Source organism: Brevundimonas sp. (assembly GCF_965279155.1).
GTDB lineage: Bacteria > Pseudomonadota > Alphaproteobacteria > Caulobacterales > Caulobacteraceae > Brevundimonas.
Genome location: NZ_OZ257138.1, coordinates 2,499,574 through 2,520,769, shown reverse-complemented (window position 1 = coordinate 2,520,769; position 21,196 = coordinate 2,499,574). Strand labels below are relative to the sequence as shown.

Here is a 21,196-nt window from a genome sequence, read left to right as displayed (position 1 = left end):
CAACTGTTCGCCGAACGGTAGCCGCAGATGCACCTGCGACGGGCCGTGACCTGACTGAGACAGATCGGCTTACGGCGTTCAGGAGACCAGGATGAAAGACACGGCCGAGGTCTGGCGGATCCGACTTTTCGCGATCCTGTGGTTCCTGATCCTGATCGGCATGCTGCTGAGCCTGCCCATCCTGTTCGATGTCGGCTGGTGGGCTGTGCTGGGCTTGATAGTCTTGGCGGCGGTTCTGGCCCTTCCCCTCGCCTGGGGTTTGCGGCGACTGTTTTCGCGACACCGGCGACAATCGTGGCGCGCCTCGCTGCTGAAGACGGCCTTGGCGACCTTCGCCCTGCTGTCGATCCTGGCGGCGACGCCGATCTATTTCCTGGCGTTCAACGCCACCCTGCGCCCCGTCACCGTGCCCCTAGCCACGCTGTCCAACGGCAAGAAGACCGTCGTCTTCCAGGGCATGATGCATATCGGGACGGAGAGCTTCTACAAAGGGGTGGTCTATGACCTGGAACGCGCCCTGACCGAGGGCTACGTCATCTTCTACGAAGGGGTTGTGCCTGATCCCAGCGCGGAAGCGTGGTTCAGCCAGACCTTGGCCGGCGGCGGCGATTTGTCCGCCAACTACACCGCCCTGGGCAGGGCCTGCGGGCTGGATTTCCAGATGAACTACTTCACCCTGCTGGATGCGGACAAGGCGGCGCGCCCTGAGCGACATGTCGCCGCCGACGTCACGACAGGCGATATGAAGCGCGAATATGAGCGGCTCATTCGCACGGATCCCGCGTTCGCCGCCTATGCGCGCTCTGCTGACGTTAAGAAGGATGAGGCGTCCGGCGCCAATATGGCCAAGGCATTGGCGTGGCTGGATCGAACGACGCCTGGCCAGCAGGTTCTCATAGGGACGGCCTGCCGAGGCGTGCTGAACATGATCACAGCGCACGATGACGAAAGCGATCCGATCAACAAGGTCGTCATCGACTATCGCAATCGCGAACTCGCAGCGCGGATCGCTCGGAGCCCAGCAGACAAGATTTATGTGACGTATGGCGCAGGTCACCTGCCCGGCCTGTTGCGTGACTTGAAGGCCATGGATTCCGCCTGGGAGATCAAATCCATCAAATGGGAGCGGACCATCGACGCGCCCGAAACCTTAAGCGGACGGCTGAAATGAGCGCTGCATCATACACACGCCGTCGGGCGAAACGGCCCGTCCCGCCAGCGCGTGATTTTCCCTACTACGCGGGCGATCCCGTGCAGATCAGCGGCCGAGGCTGGCTCGTCATCATGGTCGCCTTGGCCGCCGCGTTTGTTCAACTGGAACTGCTGCCGCTCAAAACCTTCCCGCTGGACTTCATTCCCGCTCTCGTCTTTACCGGCCTGCCGCTGCTGGCCCTGATGGCGGCGACCGGCTGGCGCGCGCCGGCTCTGTTTCGTCCGTTCCGGCCAAAGGGCTTCTTGGCGGGCCTAGGCTTCGCGCTATTGACGATCGCCTGCTCTATGATCGTCGGTCTCTTCGTTTCCCAATTTATGGACCTGGCGCCGAATACGTCCGTCGCCGATCTCGCCGCCGCCAGCTCAATGGATCTCGTGCTGTTCCTGGCGCGCACCTTCATTCAGCTGATCGGCGAGGAACTGATCACCATACTGCCGCTGCTCGCCGTCCTGTGGCTGTGCGTGTCAAGATTTGGTCTGTCGAGGCGAAGCGCGCTCGTCATCGCCTTCATTGTTTCGACATTGCTTTTCGCCGCACTGCATCTGCCGACCTATGACTGGAATGTGGTGCAGTGCCTGGCGACCATCGGAACTGCCCGCATCGTGCTGACGCTAGCCTATGTGGTCACACGCAATCTGTGGGTCTCGGCGACGGCGCATATCGCCAATGACTGGTCGCTATTTCTGATGTCCTTCATAGGCGGCCATCTGCCGATCGGCACGGAGCCGACCTAGGCGTGCGGAACTCGCGGGCGCGCTGTCCGCTTTCGTTTTCAGGCCCGGACGCGATTTGCCTCCGCGCCACCGGTGCGAGTGTTTTTTCAGCGTCATTCGTCGCCAGAGCGCGACCTTTCGGGAGATATGAGATGCGACCTTCAGCCATCGTCATGAGCATGGCCCTCCTATCGCCGCTCGCCCTTCCGGGCGCGGCCTCGGCCCAGAGCACGCCCTCTGATGTGCGCGACCTGGTTGGAGCGCGCGGCAGCAGCGGTGAGACGGCCCTCACGAACCGTGGCTATGTCAACGTCGGCGGCGAGACCGGCGACGACCGGACCTGGACCTACTGGTGGAACGAGCGGCGTGGCGTTTGCCTGTCCGTGGCGACCATGAACGGACGCTACGATTCAATCGTGGCGACGCCTGCGCCGGACTGTCGCCGTTCACGTCCAACGACGCTGCCTGGTCCAGTGGGAGGACCGGTCCATGGCGGACAGCCGACGACTTTGCCCGGGCCGGTCGGCGGCCCCGTCGCCAGCGGCCGGACCGAGACGATCCGCTTTGCGCGCGGCGCCTCGTCCGCGACGCGGCAAGGCGCGGTGTCGGGTTACGAGACCGTGACGTACCTGGTTGATCTTCGGGCCGGCCAGACATTGAATGTGGCTATGCGAACGTCGAACCGGTCCAGCTATTTCAACGTCTCAGCGCCCGGCGCAAATCAGGCCCTGTTCATCGGTTCGACCAGCGGCAACCGTTATCAGGGCCGCACCACGGCCAGCGGAACCTACAAGATCGAGGTCTATCTAATGCGCAATGCGGCGCGTCGAGGCGAACGCGCCAACTACACCTTGACCGTCGGCGCCGGCCGCTGAGACCAGGGGACGGTTAGCCTCGCTGGATTCACGGAGCTCCGGTCGGCTCGTCGATGGCGTCCATCACCGTCAGAGACTGGCCGACCGATCCATCCCCGATCCGCGCAGGCGTTATGACGACCGTGTCGCCGGGTCGCAAGCTCGCCCGAAGCTGGGTGTAAAAGGCGTGCGGGGCGCGCAGTCTGCCGACCATGGCCCCGCTCAGCTCCGACCCTGCCTCGGCCTCGCGTCCGGGCGGGCCGGCGTACAGCCACCGCTGACCGCCATCCACATCAGATGCCAGAGTCAGGACGTGCACCTCTCCATCATGATCGTCGAGGCTGATTGCGCTGCGGCCGATCTCCACGCCATTGCGCAGGACCACAGCGACCCGATCGACCTTTGAGATGATGACCGTGGTCGGCCCCTCTTGCGCCTGCTCCGGTGTCCAGCGCCACGGCGCATCCAGTGAGAACGGCTCGACAGGCCGCCCGTCCGTCGCGAAAGGCGCCAGCACGCCGGCGGGAACCGCGCCCACATGTCGCGCCGCGTCGCCAGCGATCACGACCGTCACGCTGAAGTCGGTCGCCCCATAAAGCAGTCGCGCGAACTGTAGCGGCAGGTGCACGCAGCCATGGCTTTCCGGGAAGCCGGGCAAGCCGCCCGCATGCAGCGCCACGCCGTCCCAGGTGAGCCGCTCCATGTAGAACATCGGCGCATTGTTGTACTTGGTTGAATGGTGCCGGGCGTCCTTCTGAAGAATGGTGAAGACGCCCGTCGGGGTTTCGTGCCCCGGCCGTCCCGACGAGATGGTGCTGACACCGATCCGCACGCCGTTGCGATAGACCGTGGCCCTTTGATCCGACAGGTTCACGTAGATCAGGACCGGCCCGGCCGGTGCGATCTCCGGCGCCCAGACCCACTCGCCTGGCTGAAGGCGTTCCGCCGCTCGTGCGAGATCGACAGCCGAGCTGGCGGGGCGACCCTGCGCCAGCGCGGGTTCGGCGCCCATGATGGCGAAGAGCATCGCCACGACGGAGGGCCGCATCGCGCGCCTTTTGTATCCCGACATGCTCATGTCCGATCTCCTGGGCTTTGGTGCTAGTCTCGCACGAGACTATTCGCGCCGACGTCCTGTCACAACGGCGCGTCGGGAGAAGCGCATGAGCATCATCGTCGCAATCACGCACCTTTGGATGACGGCGCAGGCCGTTCCGCCGCCGATGGAGCAAATGACAGCCGACTGCGACCGGCCCGTCTATGCCTCCGATCAGTTCATCTGCGCCGATCCGGACTTGGCTCGCCAAGAGCGTGACCTGGCCGTCCGCTGGAGGGCGGTCGAGGCGGCGATGCCCAAGAGCGCCTGGATCGAAGATCAGCCCGCCTGGTTCAAACGGCGCGCGATGTGCGCCTTTCAGACTGACCAGGGCTCGTGTCTGCGCGACGCCAACGCTGAGCGCGAACGTCTGTTCGTCGCCGTTCTCGATCCGGCCGACGCCGCCCTCCGGACCGCACGCTGCGTTAGCGATGGCCGCCGCCAAACCTTTCAGCTCGATGTGCGTGACGGCGTCGTGGCGGCCTATGGCGAGGCAGAGCTCTCCTGGATCGCTGGTCAAAGAACCGCTGAATGGACGCCCTTCAACACTGTCATTTCCGGTCGCAGCCTGACCATTCAACGACAGGACGGCATCCGACTTTCATGCCGATTTACGCGCTGAGCCTTTAGGGCGCGGGGCGCCTGGGCACAGAGACCAGAACGACCCCTTCGTATTCGCCGACAACGCGGCCTGCCGCGCTGACCCGAGGATCCTGCATGGCGTTACGAGGGCAGCCGAGCAGATCGGCGCTGTCGTCCAGCAGTTCAGACGTGGCGAAGGTTTCGCCCAGCAGCCTGCATGGTCCGCCGACATAGGGGTATCCACCCTCCATCACCTTAAGCCCTTCAGGAAAGACGAAAGCCTCGGATGTCGTCACCGATGGGGCTGAAGCGCACCCCGCCAAGCTAGCGGCGGCCAGAGCGGCCGGGATGATGGAGCGCATGGAAGATCCTCATTTTTAACGAGCATGTGGTCGAACAGTGCATCTCGTACAGGCTGCCACAACCGCAACCAACCCGCCACGGGTTCCGGGCACATGCAGTCCGCACCATAGGTCGCTAAGCGGACCTTCCGAACGTCACCTTCGCGTCACGAACGGCGGTGGGGCCAAAGTCTCAGAAGCGCCAAGAGAGGACGTTTGCATTGCTCCAGATTTCCGACATTCTACCTTACAGCTGATGGAGGCAGAAGATGTCTGGATTCACTGACGAAGAGGAGGGGCGCACGGATGCCGCGCGACGCCTGCCTTACAGAGCGTCCCAGGCAGATGAAGTCTTCGCCAAGCTGCCAGCCCAAGTGCGCGCAGCAGGCGAAAAACGAGGGCGCGAGCTGATAGTGGAACACCAACGTCGAGAGAACGCGAAAGCAAGGATCTGCTAGGCTGGCTAGAGCGGCTGGATAGTCGTGACGTCTGAATGCCACCATGAGCGGACATCGGCCGTCTAGCGAAAAACGTACATTCGCGCCTGCCCGCATAGAGGTCTGCTACCGATCCGCGAGATCGGCGCGGACAGGTCAAGACGTCCGTGAGTGAACGTTCCTCTATTACGCATCCATTGGGCGATCGCGCGCGTCTCGGCGCTGAAAGTCTTCTCCCCAAGCCAAGACGGTAATGAAGTCTCCGCCACGGCTGCGTGAGCGCGGCGCGTCGGGCTTCCGCAAAAAGCGCTCAGAGCTTACCGTTTTAACCTTTGCGAGGATCCGGCACTGCTCGGCAGCTCAGAAATTCTGGTCGACAAAGCAGCTTTCTCATAAATTTTGAGCGGCGAACGCCAAAATCTCAAAAAATCTGATCCTCGAGTTTCATTATTGGTGAAGCGCGCCGAGGAAAGATGAGTCTTTCCAGACAGGGCAATCTCATTAATTTTGACTCGGACCACATCAGTGGAATCGCTTCGCGATCCGCTGATGCCGTAAAACAGGCTCCAGATTAAAGCGAAACGAAAGGGGGCGCGGCCTACTGGCTGCGCCCGCCCGCGATAAAGGCCTGGATGGTCGGGAAGGCGTCGCCCTGGGGCCGCATCTCGTCGCAGGCGAACGACTTGAGCGCGCCATAGATGCCGCCGCTGGGCGTCGCCTCCCACGGCGTGTCCTCGGAATAGCGGTCGGTTTCCGCGCCGTCCGCGCCGTAGGTCACCGTAGCCCCGGACCGGGACTGGCCGTCCGAACACCGCACCATGACCTCTTCGGTCTCATGGCTAAGGTTGGTGGGTTCGCCTCGCGTGGGCACACGCGCCAGCCGGGTCGTGGCCACGCCGTCGACCGGAGCCAACATATCCAGATCCACAAGATAGATGGTGGTGTCGCTGCGCGTGAACCTCGCCCAGCTTTCCGCCGCTGCCGGCGAAACCAGGACGACCGCCGTCATGGCCGCTGCAAGACCGATTGTTCTGATCATTCTCTTCCCTCCCCAGGCAAGATGATCATCTCATACCCGAGCGCGAAAGAATTCAATCTCCCTGACGGTCCCGCAGCGGTTTTCCGATCAGGGGCGATCCCGCGACGGCAGGGCCGCGGTCTCTTCGGCGGTCAGCTTCCTGGCGATGCGGACGCGGCATGGCTCAGGGCCGGTCGCCGGGCTGCGCAGGGTCGCCTGATCACCGACGCACAGGTTCGATCCCGCCACCGGCTCCAACACGATCGACAGGGCGCGCGTCATGTCGCGACAGAAGGTGGTTTCGATCTGGAACACGTCGGGGCTGGACGTGCGGACATACAGGGTCTGGTCGTTTGGAGCGGTGAAGTTGCGTACCAGATTGGGCCGGAAACATTGGTTGGCGTCGACGCGGCTGGCCGTCGTCGCGCCGGGCGATGGCGCACAGGCCGACAGCGCCAGGACGGCGGCCGAGGACAGGATGAGACGATGCATGTTCAGCTCCCGAAACAGCCCCCGGCTCATCCTGCGCTCGTCGGCGACGGGGGCGCAAGGGGATTGCCGACGACGGCCGCCCGGTGCGGCGAAACGCGCGCCGCCAGATCGCGCGGCAGGGGCGACGGTCGGTTCAGGATCAGGGCGGCGACATGCTCCGCCAACAGCGGTGCCACACAGAAGCCGCGCGACCCCAGCCCGCCCAGCAGATAGAGACCGTCGTCCAAAGCCCCCGCCAGGGGCAGACGATCCGGCGTGGTGGCGCGGATCGCCGCACGGCTCTGCGCCTGTCCCGCCGCCTCGATCCTGTTGGCCAAACCCGGCAGGCGCGCCCCCAAGGTCGCCAGGTTTCTCTCGCTGTCTTCCGCCCGCGGCGCCGTGTCGGTGTCGCCCCGGTCATGGGTCGCGCCATAGAGGACGCCCTGGCCGGTCGGGACGGCATAGCCGCCCCACGCCATTGCGTTGGTCGTGATGTCGCCCTCGACCCAGTCCGCCTGCCCCCGCACGGGCGACAGGCGCGGCGCCGGATCATGCCCATCCAGCAGGGCGGCCGATCCCCAGCCGGCGGCGACCACGACCGCATCGACCTCGGCCAGCACCGCAGCCCCCTCGCCTATCAGCCGCCAGCGGCCGTCGGTCCGCTCCAGTTTCGTCACCCGTTCCGACCGCATCTCGGCATCGCCCAGCCAGTCCGACAGCACGGCGGCGGGGCGCACCGCACAGGCGACCTGCATCGACAGACCGCCCTGCCCCACCGCCTCGCCCGCCAAGGCCGCTGCGGCATCTTCGTCCAGCACGGCCATCGCGCCCTCGGCCCAGATCGACTGACGTGCGATCTTGTCGAACCGGGCCGTATCGCGCGGCGCCTGGGGCAGTTGCAGCACCCCATGACCCGTCACGGCGTCCGGCGTCGCGGCATAGAGATGCCCCGCCCGTTCCAGCGCCTGGGCGTGCAGGGCCGCGATGCCAGTGTCGCCCGCATCCAGGCGCGGCGTGACCAGGGCCGCCGGAAAGCCCGATCCGCCCGCGCCCGGCCGTTCGGCCTCGAACACCACGGCCCTGACGCCCTGATCTCTCAAGGCGCGCACCACCGACGCCCCGGCTACCCCCGCCCCGATCACGGCGATGCTGGGAACCGGCGCAGACGTAAAGGCCGAGGGCATATGCGCCTCCAGCCGCTCGCGCTTGCGGCCATGACCGGGGCGTTTCTCGACCACGAAACCCTGCTCGGCCAAGCCACGCCGCACGGCCCCGGCGACGGTGAAGGTGGCCAGGCGCGCGCCGGGCGCAGATCGCGCGGCGATCAGGGCCATCACCTGTGGCGACCACATGCCGGGGTTCAGCGCCGGAGAGAATCCGTCTAGGAACCAGGCGTCCGCCGCCCCCGACCACTGATCCAGCGCCCAGGCCGCGTCCCCGACCGTCAGGTCCAGCACGGCGTCGAACCCCGGCAGGTCCACACGGTGGAACCCCGGCGTCGCGGACGGCCAGTTTTCGATCAACGCCTGCGTCGCCTCAGCCAACTCAGGCCAGGCGCCCAGCGCCCGCGCCGCCTCGTCCGCCGTCAGCGGAAACCCTTCGATGGAGAAGATATGCAGCCGCCCGCCCTCGGGCCGGGTCTGACGCCACAGGTCCAGCAGGGCGGCGATGTTCAGCCCCGTGCCGAACCCCAGCTCCGCAACCGTAAAACAGTCCCTCCCGGCCCAGGCGTCGGGCAGGCCGCAGCCGTCCAGGAACACCGCCCGCGTTTCCGCCAGTCCGTCGTCGCGCGAGAAATAGACATCGCCGAACCGGCCCGAGCGCGGCTCGCCCTCTTCGGTCCAGGTCAGTTGCGGCGAGGCGTCGTCATCGGAAATCATCGCCCGGCTCTAGCACCTTCGTCGCACAGACGAAAAAGGCCGCCTCGTTCGAGGCGGCCTGATCGATGGCTTGCGGCCGTTCCCTAGTGAGCGGCGGGCGCGTGCGGCGGTTCGGCTGGCGCTGCGGGCGACGGGGCAGCGGCGGAGGCGTCCGCGCCCTGCATCGTCGTTGCCGCCGGGGCGGTGGTGGCGGCGGTGTCGTTCTGGATGGCCTGGTTGGCGGCGGCCTCGGCGTCCTTGGCGGCCTGGTCGACCGTCAGGGCCGCTTCCTCGGCGGTGCCGGCAGCCTCGACCGCATCGGTCGCGGGGGCAGCCTCGGCCTTTTCTTCAGGCGCCTTGCCGCAGGCGGCCAGGACCAGGACCGCAGCCGATGCGGCGACGAGGGCTTTGATACGCATGAGGACTTCTCCGAAGGCTTGCGCGAGGCTGCGCGCCCCGCACCGCAACGATAGGGCCGCCGTGCGCGTCAGGGCAAGTTACGATCCGGCAAGGCGCGATCGGGGCGGCGTCACGCCGCAGCGGCCTAAACCTAGTCGGCGGTGATGTTGTTCAGCGTCTCTTCCATCTCGCCGAAGGACGGCTGGGCGGACGAGGGAATGTCGCCACGGCCGATCTCGACCGAGATCTGGGCGGCGTTGCCGTGCAGGTGGGCCACCAGCACCGACTGGATGATCTTGTAGTAGGCCGCTTCCTCATTGATGATCGCGGTCAGGCGCGCGGCGAACGGGCCGACCAGGCCATAGGCCAGGAACACGCCCATGAAGGTGCCGACCAGGGCGCCGCCGATCATGGTGCCCAGCACCTCGGGCGGCTCGGTGATCGAGCCCATGGTCTTGATGACGCCCAGCACGGCCGCGACGATGCCCAACGCGGGCAGGCCGTCGGCCAGGGTCTGAAGCGCATGGGCGTTTTCGAGATGCTCGTGGTGGTGCTTTTCCAGCTGCTTTTCCATCGCGTCCTCGACCTGGTGCGGATCCTCCAGGTTCATCGTCATCATCCGCAGGGTGTCGCAGATGAAGTCGACGGCGAAATGGTCCTTCAGCACCTTGGGGTACTTCTGGAAGATGGCCGATTCCTTGGGCTTTTCGATGTGGCTTTCCAGCGCCACGACGCCCTTGGACTTCATCGTCTTGGTCAGCTGGAACAGCAGCGACAGCAGGTCCTTGTAGTCCTGCTTCTTCCACTTGGGTCCGGCGAAGCACTTGCCCAGTCCCCCCATGGACCCTTTGATCACGGTCATGGAGTTGGAAATCATGAAGGCCGCAATGCCCGCGCCGCCGATCGCCATCAGTTCGTGGGGCGCGGCGTGCAGGATCACTTCGAACTTGCCGCCGGATATGGCGTAGCTGCCGAAGACGAGGCCGAACAGCAGCACGATGCCGATGATCTGGAACATGAAAGCGAACGATCCTGACGCGAGAGATCGGGATCATCGCCGTTAATCATTAAGACGGCGTTTCGCGAACGCCGTCTCCTGACCTCAGATGCGACCTTCGCCGTTCAGGATGGCGGAGCGCGCCGCCGCCGTCAGCTTCTGATACCCGGCCTTGCCGCCGCGCACATACAGCGCCGCCCCGGTCTTGTCGGGATCGAAGCCGTCCGCGACCAGATCGGCCTTCCTGTATTTGAACGTGCCGGTCGTTTCCGCCGACTTGATCAAGCGCAGGAACACCGGCTGGGCATAGGCCGGCAGCTTGGCCTCGACATGGTCGGAGAAGGCCTGGGCGTCGAACTTGCCCTCGACCACCAGGGCCGCCATGCCCGCCTTGCCGTCCTGGGCCGGCACCGGCACGCCATAGACGATGGCCTCGGTCACGCCGGGCGCATCCATCAGCACCTGTTCGACCTCAGAGGTCGAGACGTTCTCGCCCTTCCAGCGGAAGGTGTCGCCCATCCGATCCACGAAGTAGAAATAGCCCTCGGCGTCCTGTTTCATCAGGTCGCCGGTGCGGAACCAGCGGTCGCTCTTCTTGAACACGTCGGTCAGGATCTTCTTCTGCGAGGCGGCCTTGTCGGCATAGCCCGAGAAGTCGTGGCGGATGTCGTTGCCGATCAGGCCGATGGCCTCGCCCACCTCGCCGACCCGCGCCAGACGGCACAGACCGTCGGGGCCTCGGATAGGCTGTTCGGTTTCGACGTCGAACTGGACCAGTCGGATATTGATCTGTTTCTTCAGATAGCTGGGCACGCGACCGATGGAGCCCTGTTTGCCGTCGAAGTTGAACAGCGAGACATTGCCCTCGGTCGAACCGTAGAACTCCAAGACCTCGGGAATACGGAACCGGCTCTGGAAATCGGGCCAGACATCGGCCCGCAGGCCGTTGCCGAACGCCAGCCGCAGCTTGTGCTTGGTCTCGTCCTCGTGCGGCGGACAGTTGACCAGATAGCGGCACAGCTCGCCGATATAGACGAACATGGTCGCCCCCGACGACCGCACGTCGGGCCAGAAGGTGCTGGCCGAGAATTTCTTGCGGATCACCAGCCGCGCGCCGTTCAGCAGGGCCGCGCCCACCCCGACCAAACCGCCGGTCGAGTGATACAGCGGCAGGACGTTGAAGATTCGATCCTCGGGCGTCGAACGCGTGGCGCCGGCGAAGGCGCGCATATAGGTGCGGGCGCGCGAATGCGGGATGCGCGCCGCCTTGGGCAGGCCCGTCGTGCCGGAGGTGTAGATATAAAGGGCGGTGTCGCGGTTGGTCAGACCCTCGCGCGCCGACTTGGACGGCCGCACCGACGAGCCGCCGCGCACGGGCTTGTCCAGCCCACGCCGGTCGCTGGTCTCCAGATCGTCAGGCAGGCCCAGCACCCAGAGCGCCAGATTGTGATCGACCAGAGGCCGCGCCTCCTCGATCTGGCGCCAGCAGTCCTCGTCGGCGACGACGTTGAAGGCGTTCGAGATGGCCAGACAGTGCGCCAGCCCCTGCCCGCCCAGATTGGTGTTGATCAGGGCCGTGGCGATGCCGACCTTGGAGAAACCGATCCAGGCCGCCAGATATTCGATCCGGTTCGTCATCATCAGGGCGATGGTGTCGCTGCGACGCAGGCCCCGGTTCTTGGCCCAGTGGGCGAAGCGATTGGCCATGGCGTCCAGGTCGCGATAGGTCAGGGTGCGCTGACCGTCGTCGATGGCGATATTGTCGGCGAACTTGTCCACCGCCTCTTCGAAGTCGTCACAAAGCAGGACATCGCTGTCCAGCTCGATCGGCTTGATGCGCTTGAGCAGGCGGAACAGGCCGCGAGCGAACCGGACGTCCCGACGGATATTCGCTACAAAACCCATGCGCGCCGTGCCTCCGGTCAATGCGTGTTCCACCCGGCCCGGTGATGGACGAAGGGGGGGCGTCGGGTCAACCGCGCCGTCCGCGATCCCTCGCGCACCCGACGGATTGGCGTCAGCCGTGACCCATTTGTTCTGTTGACGCGGGGGAAATCCAGAGGCGGCGCCTGCTTTTTATTGCCGCATTCCCCATTGATCCGGCCGTAAAAAGCGCGGTCCTCGCCTCATTCCAGGCAGAAACAGTGTTTCTTCGGGGCTTTTACGCCGACGGCGGAACGACGTTGCGAGACGGCGGGTTGGTTGATCAACGTTATGGAGGACAGAAACAATGTCGATGACCTACGCCAACGCCGAGACTGAAGCCCGCACCGAGGACACCGCCTTCGTGCCGCGCTACGCCCGCAACACCAAGGCCAAGAAGTCGGTGAAGACCTGGATGATCCTGGCCCCTATCGGCGCCGTTGTGCTGCTGGGCAGCGGCGTCGCCATGGTGATGGGCGGCGGCGAACAGACGGCGCCCGCGCCGGCTACCGAGGCTGCGGCCCCTGCTATGCAGACCGCGCCCGCCGCGATGACCGCCGCGGAGACGCCCGTTATGCCGGCCGCTCCGATGGAGACCGCTCCGGCCCCGACCGCCGCGCCGACGCCGGCTGCGCCCGCCCCGGTCGCCCGTCGTACTGAACCGCGCGCTGAGCCGGTCGCCCGTCGCGCCGCCCCGGCTGCTGAACGCCCGGCTGCCGCACGCGTCGAGACCCCGGCCGCGCCGACCGGTCCTCAGCCCTATGCGGCCCCGTCCGTTCCGGCGGTGAGCACAAGCCAGTTGAACACCGCTCCGGCGGCAGCTTCGACCCCGGCTCCGGTCGCCACACCGGCCCAACCGGCCACTCCGGCGATCACGGTTCAACCCTTGAACTGATCGCAGTCAAATAGAAGAAGGCCCCGGTTTCGACCGGGGCTTTTTTGTGCGCGCCTCAAGCACCGGTCACGCGCCAGATCACATTGCCCACGTCGTCGGCGACCAGCAGCGCGCCCAGCCGGTCGATCTGGACCCCAACCGGCCGTCCCTGCGCCTGACCATGGGCGTTCAGAAAGCCGGTCAGCACATCCTGCGGCGGACCGGCCGGACGACCGTCGACAAAAGGCACGAAGATCACCTTGTAGCCGCTGCGCACGCTGCGGTTCCACGACCCATGCTGACCGACGAAGGCCCCGCTCCGCAAGGCGGGCGGCAACAGGATCGCCCCCTCGCCGAACGTCAGCCCCAGAGAGGCGGTATGGGCGCCCAAGGCGTAGTCCGGCCGGATCGCCCGCGCGACCATCGCCGGATTGGCGGGCGGCCGCACATCGACGTGCTGACCATAATAGCTCCACGGCCAGCCGTAGAAGGCGCCCGGCGTCACCGAGGTCATATAGTCGGGCACCAGATCGTCGCCGATCTCGTCACGCTCGTTGACCGCAACCCACAGCCGACCGCTCTGCGGGTTCCAGTCCATGCCGACCGGATTGCGCAGGCCCGAGGCATAAACGCGCCGCGCGCCCGTCGCCGGATCGATCTCAAGAATGGCGGCGCGATCCACCTCTTCGTCCAGGCCGTTCTCGCCGACGTTCGAGTTGGACCCGACCCCGACATAGAGCCGGCTGCCGTCCCGGCTGGCGACGAGACTCTTGGTCCAGTGGTGATTGCGACCGGCGGGCAGGTCCACGACCTTGGTCGCGGCGGCATCGATCCGCGTCTGGCCCGTCCGATAGAGGAAAACCACCACCGCATCGGCGTTGGCGATGTACAGCCGCTCCCCCACCAGGGCCATGCCGAAGGGCGAGTTCAGGCCGGTCAGAAAGTCCGTCTTCGTCTCCGCGACCCCATCACCGTCGGCGTCGCGCAGCAGGACGATCCTGTTGGGACTGGGCACGCCGGCGCCGGCCCTGGCCATGACCTTGCCCATCACCCAGCCCCGCAATCCGCCCTTCTTGTCCTGCGGCGGAGGCGGTGCGTTCGACTCGGCGACCAGAATGTCGCCGTTGGGCAGGCGATAAAGCCAGCGCGGATGATCCAGCCCCGTCGCGAACGCCTGCACCCGCAACCCTGCCGCCGCGGCCGGCGTCGCGCCCTGGGGCCAGCTTGTCGCCGGCGCGATATTGACCGTCGGCAACAGGCTCTGACGCGGCGCGGGCAGTTCCGGGTTCGGGCCAAAACCCGCCTCGGTCGGCAAGGCCGGACCGCCCGCACAGCCCCCCAATCCCAAGGTCGCCGCCAACGCAGTCGAGGCGAGCAGGGATTTGGAGGTCGCGGTCATGATCTTGGCCCTTACCGAGCGGGTTGCGCCGGAAACTCCAGCCGGCTGACATCATAGCCCAACGCCCGCGCCCGGTCCGTCAAGCTTCGAACCTGCGCCTCGGTCGGCAGGTCGCGGGTGTAGATGAACAGGCGCTCGAACGTCGGATCGGCCGAGATGAACCAGCTGTAGTCGTCCGCACGGTCCAACACCCAGTAATCCCAGGTCACGAACCCGGCCAGATACTTGACCCTCAGCTTGGTATTGGTTCCCGGATCCAGGATTTCGCCGCGCCCGCCGATGGCCTTTTCCTTGCCCTGCGGCGTGCCGACCTGACAGGTGTCGCGCACATCGACGCGGGTGCCCTCCACCGGCGCATAGATGGATGCGCCCGCCACGCAGCCGTCCGTCAACCGATCCGGCAGACGCGCGATCTCGTGCCAGCGCCCGGACCACAAGCGCTGAACATCCACCGGCTTGGCGGGCTGGGGCGCGCGATATTCGGAAGGCGACGGGGCCGTCACGCAACCGGCCAGGGCGACGACGGCGACGGCCGAGGCCATCAGGGATTTCAAGCTGGACATGAGCGTTTCCGTTTGAAGCCATAAGCCGCGCTTGGCGACCCTGGTTCCTTTACGTCGCAACGGCGTTCTCGGACGCCACAGGCCGAAAAACTCACAACGCGCGACAGTAACCCTCGCTTGTTCCCGGGCGCGCATTGGCGTTGTCACATGGCGTTCGACGGAGACGCCTCGGTGAATATCGCCACCCTGACCAGAAACAGCTTCGCCCTGCCCGCTGCTCGCCTGACCCACCTGCAGCGGCTGGAGGCCGAGGCCATCCACATCATGCGCGAGGTGGCGGCTGAGGCCGAGCGTCCGGTGATGCTGTATTCGATCGGCAAGGATTCGGCCGTGATGCTGCATCTGGCGAAGAAGGCCTTCTATCCTTCCCGGCCGCCCTTCCCTCTGCTGCACGTCGACACGACGTGGAAGTTCCGCGCCATGTACGCGATGCGCGAACAGGCGGCCGCCGATCTCGGCGTCGAACTGCTGGTCCACCAGAACCCCGAGGCCGTCGCGCGCGGCATCAATCCCTTCGATCACGGCTCGGCCCTGCATACCGACTTATGGAAAACCGAGGGGCTGAAACAGGCCCTGTCGCTGCACGGTTTCGACGCGGCCTTCGGCGGCGCCCGTCGCGACGAGGAGAAGTCTCGCGCCAAGGAGCGGATATTCTCCTTCCGCACGGCCGAACACCGCTGGGATCCCAAGAACCAGCGGCCCGAGCTCTGGCGGCTCTATAATACCAGGAAACGGCCCGGTGAAAGCATCCGCGTCTTCCCGATCTCCAACTGGACCGAGCTGGACGTCTGGCAATACATCCACCTGGAGCAAATCCCGATCGTGCCCCTGTATCTGGCGGCGGAACGGCCGGTGGTCGAGCGAGACGGCGCCCTGATCATGGTCGATGACGACCGCTTCCGGCTGCGTCCCGGCGAGACGCCGCAGATGAAGTCGGTCCGTTTCCGCACCCTGGGCTGCTACCCCCTGACTGGGGCGGTCGAGAGCACGGCCGCGACCCTGCCCGAGGTCATTCAGGAAATGCTGCTGACCACCACCTCCGAACGCCAGGGCCGGATGATCGACCACGACCAGTCCGCCTCGATGGAGAAGAAGAAGCAGGAGGGCTACTTCTGATGGCCCCAGAAACGTACAAAGCGTCCGACCTCATCGCCCGCGACATCGACGCCTATCTGGACGCCCACCAGCACAAGAGCCTGCTGCGCTTCATCACCTGCGGCAGCGTGGATGACGGCAAGTCCACCCTGATCGGCCGGCTGCTCTACGACTCCAAGATGATCTTCGAGGATCAGATGGCGGCGTTGGAGGCCGACAGCCGCCGCGTCGGCACGCAAGGCGGCGACATCGACTTCGCCCTGCTGGTCGACGGCCTGGCCGCTGAGCGCGAACAGGGCATCACCATCGATGTGGCCTATCGCTTCTTCTCGACGGAAAAGCGCAAATTCATCGTCGCCGACACCCCCGGCCACGAGCAGTACACCCGCAACATGGTCACCGGCGCCTCGACCGCCGACGCGGCCGTCATTCTGATCGACGCGCGTCGGGGCGTCCTGACCCAGACGCGGCGGCACGCCTATCTGGTCAGCCTGCTGGGCATTCGCCACGTGATCCTGGCGGTGAACAAGATGGACCTGATGGGCTGGTCCCAGTCGGTGTTCGACGCCATCGTCGCCGACTTCCGCGCCTTCGCCGGGCAGATCGGGCTGAAGACCTTCGACGCCATTCCGATGTCCGCCCTGCGTGGCGACAATATCACCGAGGCCAGCACCCATTCGCCCTGGTACGCCGGCCCGCCTTTGATGAGCCTGCTGGAGACGCTGGAGGTCGGCGACGACCTGCAGGCCGACCCGTTCCGCCTGCCGGTGCAATGGGTCAACCGGCCCAACCTCGACTTCCGCGGATTCTCCGGCCAGATCGCCGCCGGAACCGTGCGCCCCGGCGATCCCGTCCGCGTCCTGCCCTCGGGCCGCACCTCTACCGTCGCCCGCATCGTCACCGCCGACGGCGACCTGGATCAAGCCGTCGCCGGCCAGTCGATCACCCTGACCCTGGCGGACGAGATCGACGTCTCGCGCGGCGACGTCCTGGCCTCGGCCGACGCTCCGCCGGAAGCCGCCGACCAGTTCGAGGCCACCGTGGTCTGGATGGACGACGAGCCCCTGCTGCCGGGCCGCCCTTACTTGCTCAAGATCGGCGCCAAGCTGGTGGGCGCCACCATCACCGAGCCCAAGCACAAGGTGAACGTCAACACCCTGGAGCAGCAGCCGGCCAAGCGGCTGGAGCTGAACGAGATCGGCGTCTGCAACCTGTCGCTGGACGCCCCGGTCGCCTTCGCCCCCTATGTCGAGAACAAGGATCTGGGCGGTTTCATCCTGATCGACCGGATCTCGAACCGCACGGTCGGGGCCGGCCTGCTGAACTTCGCCCTGCGCCGCGCTCACAACATCCACTGGCAGGCCCTGTCGGTCGATAAGGCCGCGCGCGCCACGATCAAGAACCAGAGGGGCCGCGTCGTCTGGCTGACCGGCCTGTCCGGCGCGGGCAAGTCGACCATCGCCGACCTGGTCGAGAAACGTCTCTACGCCGACGGCCGCCACACCTATCTGCTGGACGGCGACAATGTCCGCCACGGCCTGAACCGCGATCTGGGCTTCACCGAGGAAGATCGGGTCGAGAACATCCGCCGCGTCGCCGAGGTGTCGAAACTGATGGTTGACGCCGGCCTGATCGTCCTCGTCAGCTTCATCTCCCCCTTCCGCGCCGAGCGCCGCCTGGCGCGCGACCTGCTGGGGCCGGGCGAGTTCGTCGAGGTCTATGTCGACACGCCGCTGGCCGTCGCCGAGCAGCGCGACGTCAAGGGCCTGTATAAAAAGGCCCGCGCCGGCGAACTGAAGAATTTCACCGGCATCGACAGTCCCTACGAAGCCCCCGAAACCCCCGAGATCGTCGTGGACACCACCACCATGTCGCCGCAGGACGCCGCCGAACGCATCGTCGCCTGGCTGGACGGCCGGTTCTCGACCGAGGATTTCAGCATCTGACCCCTCGACGTTCGGCCGGTTCGGGCGCGAGGGTGGAACCTTGACCGTTCGCCAAACGCTCTGGAGCCAATGACCAATCCGATCAAACAACTGGACCTTGCGGCCATCGAACAGTCGCAGGTCGTGCGGATCGCCGGGGCCAATCTGACGATCGGCGGCCTGACCAGCGCCGGGGTGATCCTGCTGGTCGCCTTCGCCGCCCACTGGCTGGTGACGCGGTCGCTGCGCCGACTGCGCGAACGGGCGGATCGCAGCCGCCAGGCCGTCTATCTGCTGGAGCGGCTGGCGGGTTACGCCATCATCGTCATCGCCGTAATGTCGGCCCTGTCGGCGGCGGGCCTCAACCTGTCGTCCCTGACGGTCTTCGCCGGCGCCCTGGGCATCGGCGTGGGTCTGGGCCTGCAGGGCGTGGTCAAGGAGTTCGTCTCCGGCCTGTTCCTGATCTTCGACCGGATGGTGTCGGTCGGCGACTATATAGAGATCGAGGACATCGGCATTCGCGGCGCCATCATGGAGATCGGCCCGCGGGCCACCCGCGTGCGCACCAACGACAACGTCAATGTCCTGGTGCCCAACTCGCGCTTCATCGAACAGCCGGTGACCAACTGGACGCTGAAGGGCGACACCCGCCGCATCCACGTGCCCTTCTCGGTCGCTTATGGCTCGGACCGGGGCAAGGTGCGCGACGCGGTTCTGGCGGCGGCGCGGGCCAGCCCCTTCACCCTGCCCGAGACCGAGGCGCGCAAGAGCCAGGTCTGGCTGGTGGCATTCGGCGACAAGGGGCTGTCGTTCGAACTGCTGGTCTGGCCGACGCGAGAGGCGGTGAAACGGCCCGCCGCCATGCACGCCGCCTATACCTGGCTGATCGCCGACGCCCTGGACGCCGCCGGCATGGAGGTGCCCTTCCCCCAGACCGACCTGCGCATCCGCAGCGCCTTCGGCCTGGAAGGCGACGAAGCCCTGAAACGGCTCGGCTATGGCGTGGGCGCCGCTCCGCGACCCGTCACCCCCCAACGCAGCGCCCAGACCGCCAACGACGCCGCCGACGACGTGATGGCCGACGACGAGGCCGATGCGCCGGAGCCGACGCCGCCCAAGGCGCGTCAGGCGGACTGAGCCGCCTTCGCCCTCAACCGCCAGGCATGCAGCAGCGGCTCGGTATAGCCGTTCGGCTGTTCCACCCCATCGAACACCAGGGCGCGCGCCGCCTGATAGGCCAGGCTGGCCTCGGGGTTCGTCGCCATCGGCCGATACAGCGGATCGCCCGCATTCTGGCCGTCGACCTTGGCGGCCATGCGCAGGAAAGCCTCCTCGACCTGATCGGCCGTGCAGACCCCGTGCAGCAGCCAGTTGGCGATATGCTGCGAACTGATCCGCAGCGTCGCCCGGTCCTCCATCAGGCCGATGTCGTGGATATCCGGCACCTTCGAACAGCCGACCCCCTGGTCAATCCAGCGCACCACATAGCCGAGGATGCCTTGGGCGTTGTTGTCCAGCTCGGCCGCCACCTCGTCCTCGGACCAGTTGACGCCGTGCGCCAGGGGCGGGGTCAGCAGGGCCTCCAGCCCCGGCGTCTCGCGCTGTGCGACTTCCTTCTGCACGGCGAACACATCGACGGCGTGATAGTGCAGCGCGTGCAGGGTCGCCGCCGTCGGCGACGGGGTCCAGGCGGTGTTGGCGCCCGTCCTGGGGTGGGCGATCTTCTGCTCCAGCATGTCGGCCATCCTGTCCGGCGCCGCCCACATGCCCTTGCCGATCTGGGCCTTGCCCGACAGGCCGCATTTCAGGCCGATGGCGACGTTGCGCGCCTCATAGGCGGTGATCCAGGCGCTGGACTTGATGTCCGCCTTTCGCACCACCGGCCCGGCCTGCATGGCGGTGTGGATCTCGTCGCCGGTGCGGTCCAGGAAACCGGTGTTGATGAAGACGATCCGGTCCTTCACCGCCTGGATACAGGCCGCCAGATTGGCCGAGGTCCGTCGCTCCTCGTCCATGACCCCGACCTTGATCGCATGGCGCGGCAGGGCCAGCAGATCCTCGACCGCGTCGAACAGCCGGTCGGTAAAGGCCGCCTCGTCCGGCCCGTGCATCTTGGGCTTGACGATATAGACCGACCCCGTCGCGCTGTTGCCGAATCCGCCCAGCCCCTTGATGTCGTACAGCGCGATCAAACTGGTCAGGATCGCATCCATGACCCCCTCGGGCGCATCCGACCCGTCGGCCAGGCGGATAGCCGGCGTGGTCATCAGGTGTCCGACGTTGCGCACGAACAGCAGGCTGCGCCCCTTCAGGATCACCGACGAACCGTCCGGCGCCGTCCACTGACGATCCGGCTCCAGCGCGCGGGTCAGGGTCTCGCCGCCCTTCTTGAACGTCGCCGACAGGTCGCCGCGCATCAGGCCCAGCCAGTTGCGATAGGCCTCGGCCTTGTCCGCCGCATCCACGGCGGCGATGGAATCCTCCAGATCGACGATGGTCGTCAGGGCGGATTCCAGCACCACGTCCGCCAGACCCGCCGCATCGCTGCGCCCGACCGGATGGCTGCGGTCGATGACCAGTTCGATATGCAGGCCGTTGTGCGCCAGCAGGATCGACGCCGGCGCCCCCGCCTCGCCGGTAAAGCCGACGAACTGTCCCGCATCCTTCAGCGTCGGCGACAGGGCGCCGTCCACCACCGACCAGCCGGTCACGTCCACATGCGACCCTTCGGCCAGCGGCGCCGCCTCGTCCAGGAAGGCCTTGGCCCGCGCCACGACCCGCGCCCCCCGCGCCGCGTCATAGCCGCCGCCGGTCGGCAGATCGCCCAGGGCGTCCGTGCCGTAAAGGGCGTCATACAGGCTGCCCCAGCGCGCATTGGCGGCGTTCAGCAGGAAGCGCGCGTTCAGCACCGGCACCACCAGCTGCGGCCCGGCCATCTGCGCGATCTCGGCGTCCACGCCCTCGGTTTCGATGGAAAACGCCGCCGGCTCGTCGACCAGATAGCCGATCTCTCTCAGGAAGATCTCCGACGCCCCCACGTCATAGGGCTGGCCCCGCCGCGCCCGATGCCAGTCGTCGATCTGGGCCTGCAAGGCGTCGCGTCGCTCCAGCAGCGCCCGGTTTTCCGGTGCGAACCGCTCGAAGATCGTCGCCGCCCCCGCCCAGAACCTCGCCGCATCCAGCCCCAGCCCCGGCAGCACGTCCTGCTCGATCAGGGCGATCAGTTCGCCTGCGACCTTCAGCCCGGCGCGATCTTCATGGGTCGTCATGACGGCCTCTCCCCGGCGCGACGCCGGTCTGTAACAATGCGTGATCAGGTAAGCCGAGCGCGCGCCGCTCCGCAAGGGTCACGTCGCGTCATCGCCGTCGCTTTTCGTCGAAAGAGCGCGGCGGCGCGCTCCGCCCCTGGTCAGAAACTCTTAACCGCGTCCGTGAAC

19 protein-coding genes are annotated in these 21,196 nt (G+C 66.4%); 8 read left to right on the top strand and 11 right to left on the bottom strand.

The window, feature by feature from the left end; genetic code table 11:
* Positions 1-91: 91 nt before the first annotated feature.
* The 3 genes from ACQY72_RS12045 (at position 92) to ACQY72_RS12035 (ending at position 2,801) form a co-directional block, all read left to right on the top strand.
* Positions 92-1,171 carry a hypothetical protein gene (locus tag ACQY72_RS12045; RefSeq protein WP_428153820.1) on the top strand — a complete coding sequence of 360 codons (1,080 nt, stop codon included), beginning with the start codon at positions 92-94 and terminating at the stop codon, positions 1,169-1,171.
* Between the two features lie 80 nt (positions 1,172-1,251).
* Positions 1,252-1,947, top strand: coding sequence for a CPBP family glutamic-type intramembrane protease (locus ACQY72_RS12040; protein ID WP_428153818.1), 696 nt, complete (start codon positions 1,252-1,254; stop codon positions 1,945-1,947).
* A gap of 131 nt (positions 1,948-2,078) precedes the next feature.
* Positions 2,079-2,801, top strand: coding sequence for a hypothetical protein (locus ACQY72_RS12035; RefSeq protein WP_428153816.1), 723 nt, complete (start codon positions 2,079-2,081; stop codon positions 2,799-2,801).
* Positions 2,802-2,829: 28 nt separating this feature from the next.
* Here the strand turns inward: ACQY72_RS12035 and ACQY72_RS12030 are convergent, their stop codons facing one another.
* Positions 2,830-3,828 carry a L,D-transpeptidase family protein gene (locus tag ACQY72_RS12030; protein WP_428153815.1) on the bottom strand — a complete coding sequence of 333 codons (999 nt, stop codon included), beginning with the start codon at positions 3,826-3,828 and terminating at the stop codon, positions 2,830-2,832.
* 115 nt (positions 3,829-3,943) lie between these two features.
* On the opposite strand from ACQY72_RS12030, the gene ACQY72_RS12025 reads away from it, so the two are divergent.
* Complete coding sequence (locus ACQY72_RS12025; RefSeq protein ID WP_428153813.1) at positions 3,944-4,498, top strand: hypothetical protein; 555 nt, start codon at positions 3,944-3,946, stop codon at positions 4,496-4,498.
* Between the two features lie 4 nt (positions 4,499-4,502).
* Here ACQY72_RS12025 and ACQY72_RS12020 read toward each other — a convergent pair whose 3' ends face one another.
* The 7 genes from ACQY72_RS12020 to ACQY72_RS11990 all read right to left on the bottom strand — a co-directional run bounded on the left by ACQY72_RS12020 (position 4,503) and on the right by ACQY72_RS11990 (position 11,885).
* Positions 4,503-4,820, bottom strand: a complete 318-nt coding sequence (locus ACQY72_RS12020) for a hypothetical protein (protein WP_428153811.1) — start codon at positions 4,818-4,820, stop codon at positions 4,503-4,505.
* Positions 4,821-5,834: 1,014 nt separating this feature from the next.
* Complete coding sequence (locus tag ACQY72_RS12015) at positions 5,835-6,275, bottom strand: hypothetical protein (RefSeq protein ID WP_428153810.1); 441 nt, start codon at positions 6,273-6,275, stop codon at positions 5,835-5,837.
* 87 nt (positions 6,276-6,362) lie between these two features.
* The gene (locus tag ACQY72_RS12010; protein ID WP_428153808.1) at positions 6,363-6,746 is read right to left on the bottom strand and encodes a DUF6491 family protein; all 384 of its coding nucleotides are present in this window, start codon (positions 6,744-6,746) and stop codon (positions 6,363-6,365) included.
* 26 nt (positions 6,747-6,772) lie between these two features.
* Complete coding sequence (mnmC, locus tag ACQY72_RS12005; RefSeq protein ID WP_428153807.1) at positions 6,773-8,605, bottom strand: FAD-dependent 5-carboxymethylaminomethyl-2-thiouridine(34) oxidoreductase MnmC; 1,833 nt, start codon at positions 8,603-8,605, stop codon at positions 6,773-6,775.
* An 83-nt stretch (positions 8,606-8,688) separates the two neighbouring features.
* A complete protein-coding gene (locus ACQY72_RS12000; RefSeq protein WP_428153805.1) occupies positions 8,689-9,003 on the bottom strand; it encodes a hypothetical protein in 315 nt (104 codons plus the stop codon).
* Positions 9,004-9,134: 131 nt separating this feature from the next.
* Positions 9,135-10,001, bottom strand: coding sequence for a flagellar motor stator protein MotA (motA, locus tag ACQY72_RS11995; protein ID WP_159846706.1), 867 nt, complete (start codon positions 9,999-10,001; stop codon positions 9,135-9,137).
* A gap of 84 nt (positions 10,002-10,085) precedes the next feature.
* A complete protein-coding gene (locus tag ACQY72_RS11990) occupies positions 10,086-11,885 on the bottom strand; it encodes a long-chain-acyl-CoA synthetase (protein WP_428153803.1) in 1,800 nt (599 codons plus the stop codon).
* Between the two features lie 331 nt (positions 11,886-12,216).
* Between ACQY72_RS11990 and ACQY72_RS11985 the strand changes: the two genes are divergently transcribed.
* Complete coding sequence (locus ACQY72_RS11985; RefSeq protein ID WP_428153801.1) at positions 12,217-12,798, top strand: hypothetical protein; 582 nt, start codon at positions 12,217-12,219, stop codon at positions 12,796-12,798.
* A gap of 55 nt (positions 12,799-12,853) precedes the next feature.
* Here ACQY72_RS11985 and ACQY72_RS11980 read toward each other — a convergent pair whose 3' ends face one another.
* Both ACQY72_RS11980 and ACQY72_RS11975 read right to left on the bottom strand, forming a co-directional pair.
* Complete coding sequence (locus tag ACQY72_RS11980) at positions 12,854-14,176, bottom strand: PQQ-dependent sugar dehydrogenase (RefSeq protein ID WP_428153800.1); 1,323 nt, start codon at positions 14,174-14,176, stop codon at positions 12,854-12,856.
* An 11-nt stretch (positions 14,177-14,187) separates the two neighbouring features.
* The gene (locus ACQY72_RS11975) at positions 14,188-14,739 is read right to left on the bottom strand and encodes a lipocalin family protein (protein WP_428153798.1); all 552 of its coding nucleotides are present in this window, start codon (positions 14,737-14,739) and stop codon (positions 14,188-14,190) included.
* A 147-nt stretch (positions 14,740-14,886) separates the two neighbouring features.
* Between ACQY72_RS11975 and cysD the strand changes: the two genes are divergently transcribed.
* The 3 genes from cysD to ACQY72_RS11960 all read left to right on the top strand — a co-directional run bounded on the left by cysD (position 14,887) and on the right by ACQY72_RS11960 (position 18,896).
* Positions 14,887-15,855 carry a sulfate adenylyltransferase subunit CysD gene (gene cysD, locus ACQY72_RS11970; RefSeq protein ID WP_428153797.1) on the top strand — a complete coding sequence of 323 codons (969 nt, stop codon included), beginning with the start codon at positions 14,887-14,889 and terminating at the stop codon, positions 15,853-15,855.
* On the top strand, positions 15,855-17,780 hold the full coding sequence (gene cysN, locus ACQY72_RS11965) for a sulfate adenylyltransferase subunit CysN (RefSeq protein WP_428153795.1): 1,926 nt from the start codon (positions 15,855-15,857) through the stop codon (positions 17,778-17,780). Before cysD ends, cysN begins: the two co-directional genes overlap by 1 nt.
* A gap of 69 nt (positions 17,781-17,849) precedes the next feature.
* Positions 17,850-18,896: a mechanosensitive ion channel family protein gene (locus ACQY72_RS11960; protein ID WP_428153794.1), complete on the top strand. Its 1,047-nt coding sequence runs from the start codon at positions 17,850-17,852 to the stop codon at positions 18,894-18,896.
* Here ACQY72_RS11960 and ACQY72_RS11955 read toward each other — a convergent pair.
* Positions 18,884-21,028, bottom strand: coding sequence for a malate synthase G (locus ACQY72_RS11955; RefSeq protein WP_428153792.1), 2,145 nt, complete (start codon positions 21,026-21,028; stop codon positions 18,884-18,886). The genes ACQY72_RS11960 and ACQY72_RS11955 overlap by 13 nt on opposite strands.
* Positions 21,029-21,196 lie beyond the last annotated feature (168 nt).

Coding starts and splice junctions, on each gene's coding strand:
- ACQY72_RS11980 (WP_428153800.1), bottom strand. CDS start 14,176: ATGACCGCGACCTCCAAATCCCTGCTCGCCTCGACTGCGTTGGCGGCG.
- ACQY72_RS11955 (WP_428153792.1), bottom strand. CDS start 21,028: ATGACGACCCATGAAGATCGCGCCGGGCTGAAGGTCGCAGGCGAACTG.
- ACQY72_RS12045 (WP_428153820.1), top strand. CDS start 92: ATGAAAGACACGGCCGAGGTCTGGCGGATCCGACTTTTCGCGATCCTG.
- ACQY72_RS12025 (WP_428153813.1), top strand. CDS start 3,944: ATGAGCATCATCGTCGCAATCACGCACCTTTGGATGACGGCGCAGGCC.
- mnmC (WP_428153807.1), bottom strand. CDS start 8,605: ATGATTTCCGATGACGACGCCTCGCCGCAACTGACCTGGACCGAAGAG.
- ACQY72_RS11960 (WP_428153794.1), top strand. CDS start 17,850: ATGACCAATCCGATCAAACAACTGGACCTTGCGGCCATCGAACAGTCG.
- cysD (WP_428153797.1), top strand. CDS start 14,887: ATGGCGTTCGACGGAGACGCCTCGGTGAATATCGCCACCCTGACCAGA.
- ACQY72_RS12035 (WP_428153816.1), top strand. CDS start 2,079: ATGCGACCTTCAGCCATCGTCATGAGCATGGCCCTCCTATCGCCGCTC.
- cysN (WP_428153795.1), top strand. CDS start 15,855: ATGGCCCCAGAAACGTACAAAGCGTCCGACCTCATCGCCCGCGACATC.
- ACQY72_RS12020 (WP_428153811.1), bottom strand. CDS start 4,820: ATGCGCTCCATCATCCCGGCCGCTCTGGCCGCCGCTAGCTTGGCGGGG.
- ACQY72_RS12015 (WP_428153810.1), bottom strand. CDS start 6,275: ATGATCAGAACAATCGGTCTTGCAGCGGCCATGACGGCGGTCGTCCTG.
- ACQY72_RS11985 (WP_428153801.1), top strand. CDS start 12,217: ATGACCTACGCCAACGCCGAGACTGAAGCCCGCACCGAGGACACCGCC.
- ACQY72_RS12030 (WP_428153815.1), bottom strand. CDS start 3,828: ATGCGGCCCTCCGTCGTGGCGATGCTCTTCGCCATCATGGGCGCCGAA.
- ACQY72_RS11990 (WP_428153803.1), bottom strand. CDS start 11,885: ATGGGTTTTGTAGCGAATATCCGTCGGGACGTCCGGTTCGCTCGCGGC.
- ACQY72_RS11975 (WP_428153798.1), bottom strand. CDS start 14,739: ATGTCCAGCTTGAAATCCCTGATGGCCTCGGCCGTCGCCGTCGTCGCC.
- ACQY72_RS12010 (WP_428153808.1), bottom strand. CDS start 6,746: ATGCATCGTCTCATCCTGTCCTCGGCCGCCGTCCTGGCGCTGTCGGCC.
- motA (WP_159846706.1), bottom strand. CDS start 10,001: ATGTTCCAGATCATCGGCATCGTGCTGCTGTTCGGCCTCGTCTTCGGC.
- ACQY72_RS12000 (WP_428153805.1), bottom strand. CDS start 9,003: ATGCGTATCAAAGCCCTCGTCGCCGCATCGGCTGCGGTCCTGGTCCTG.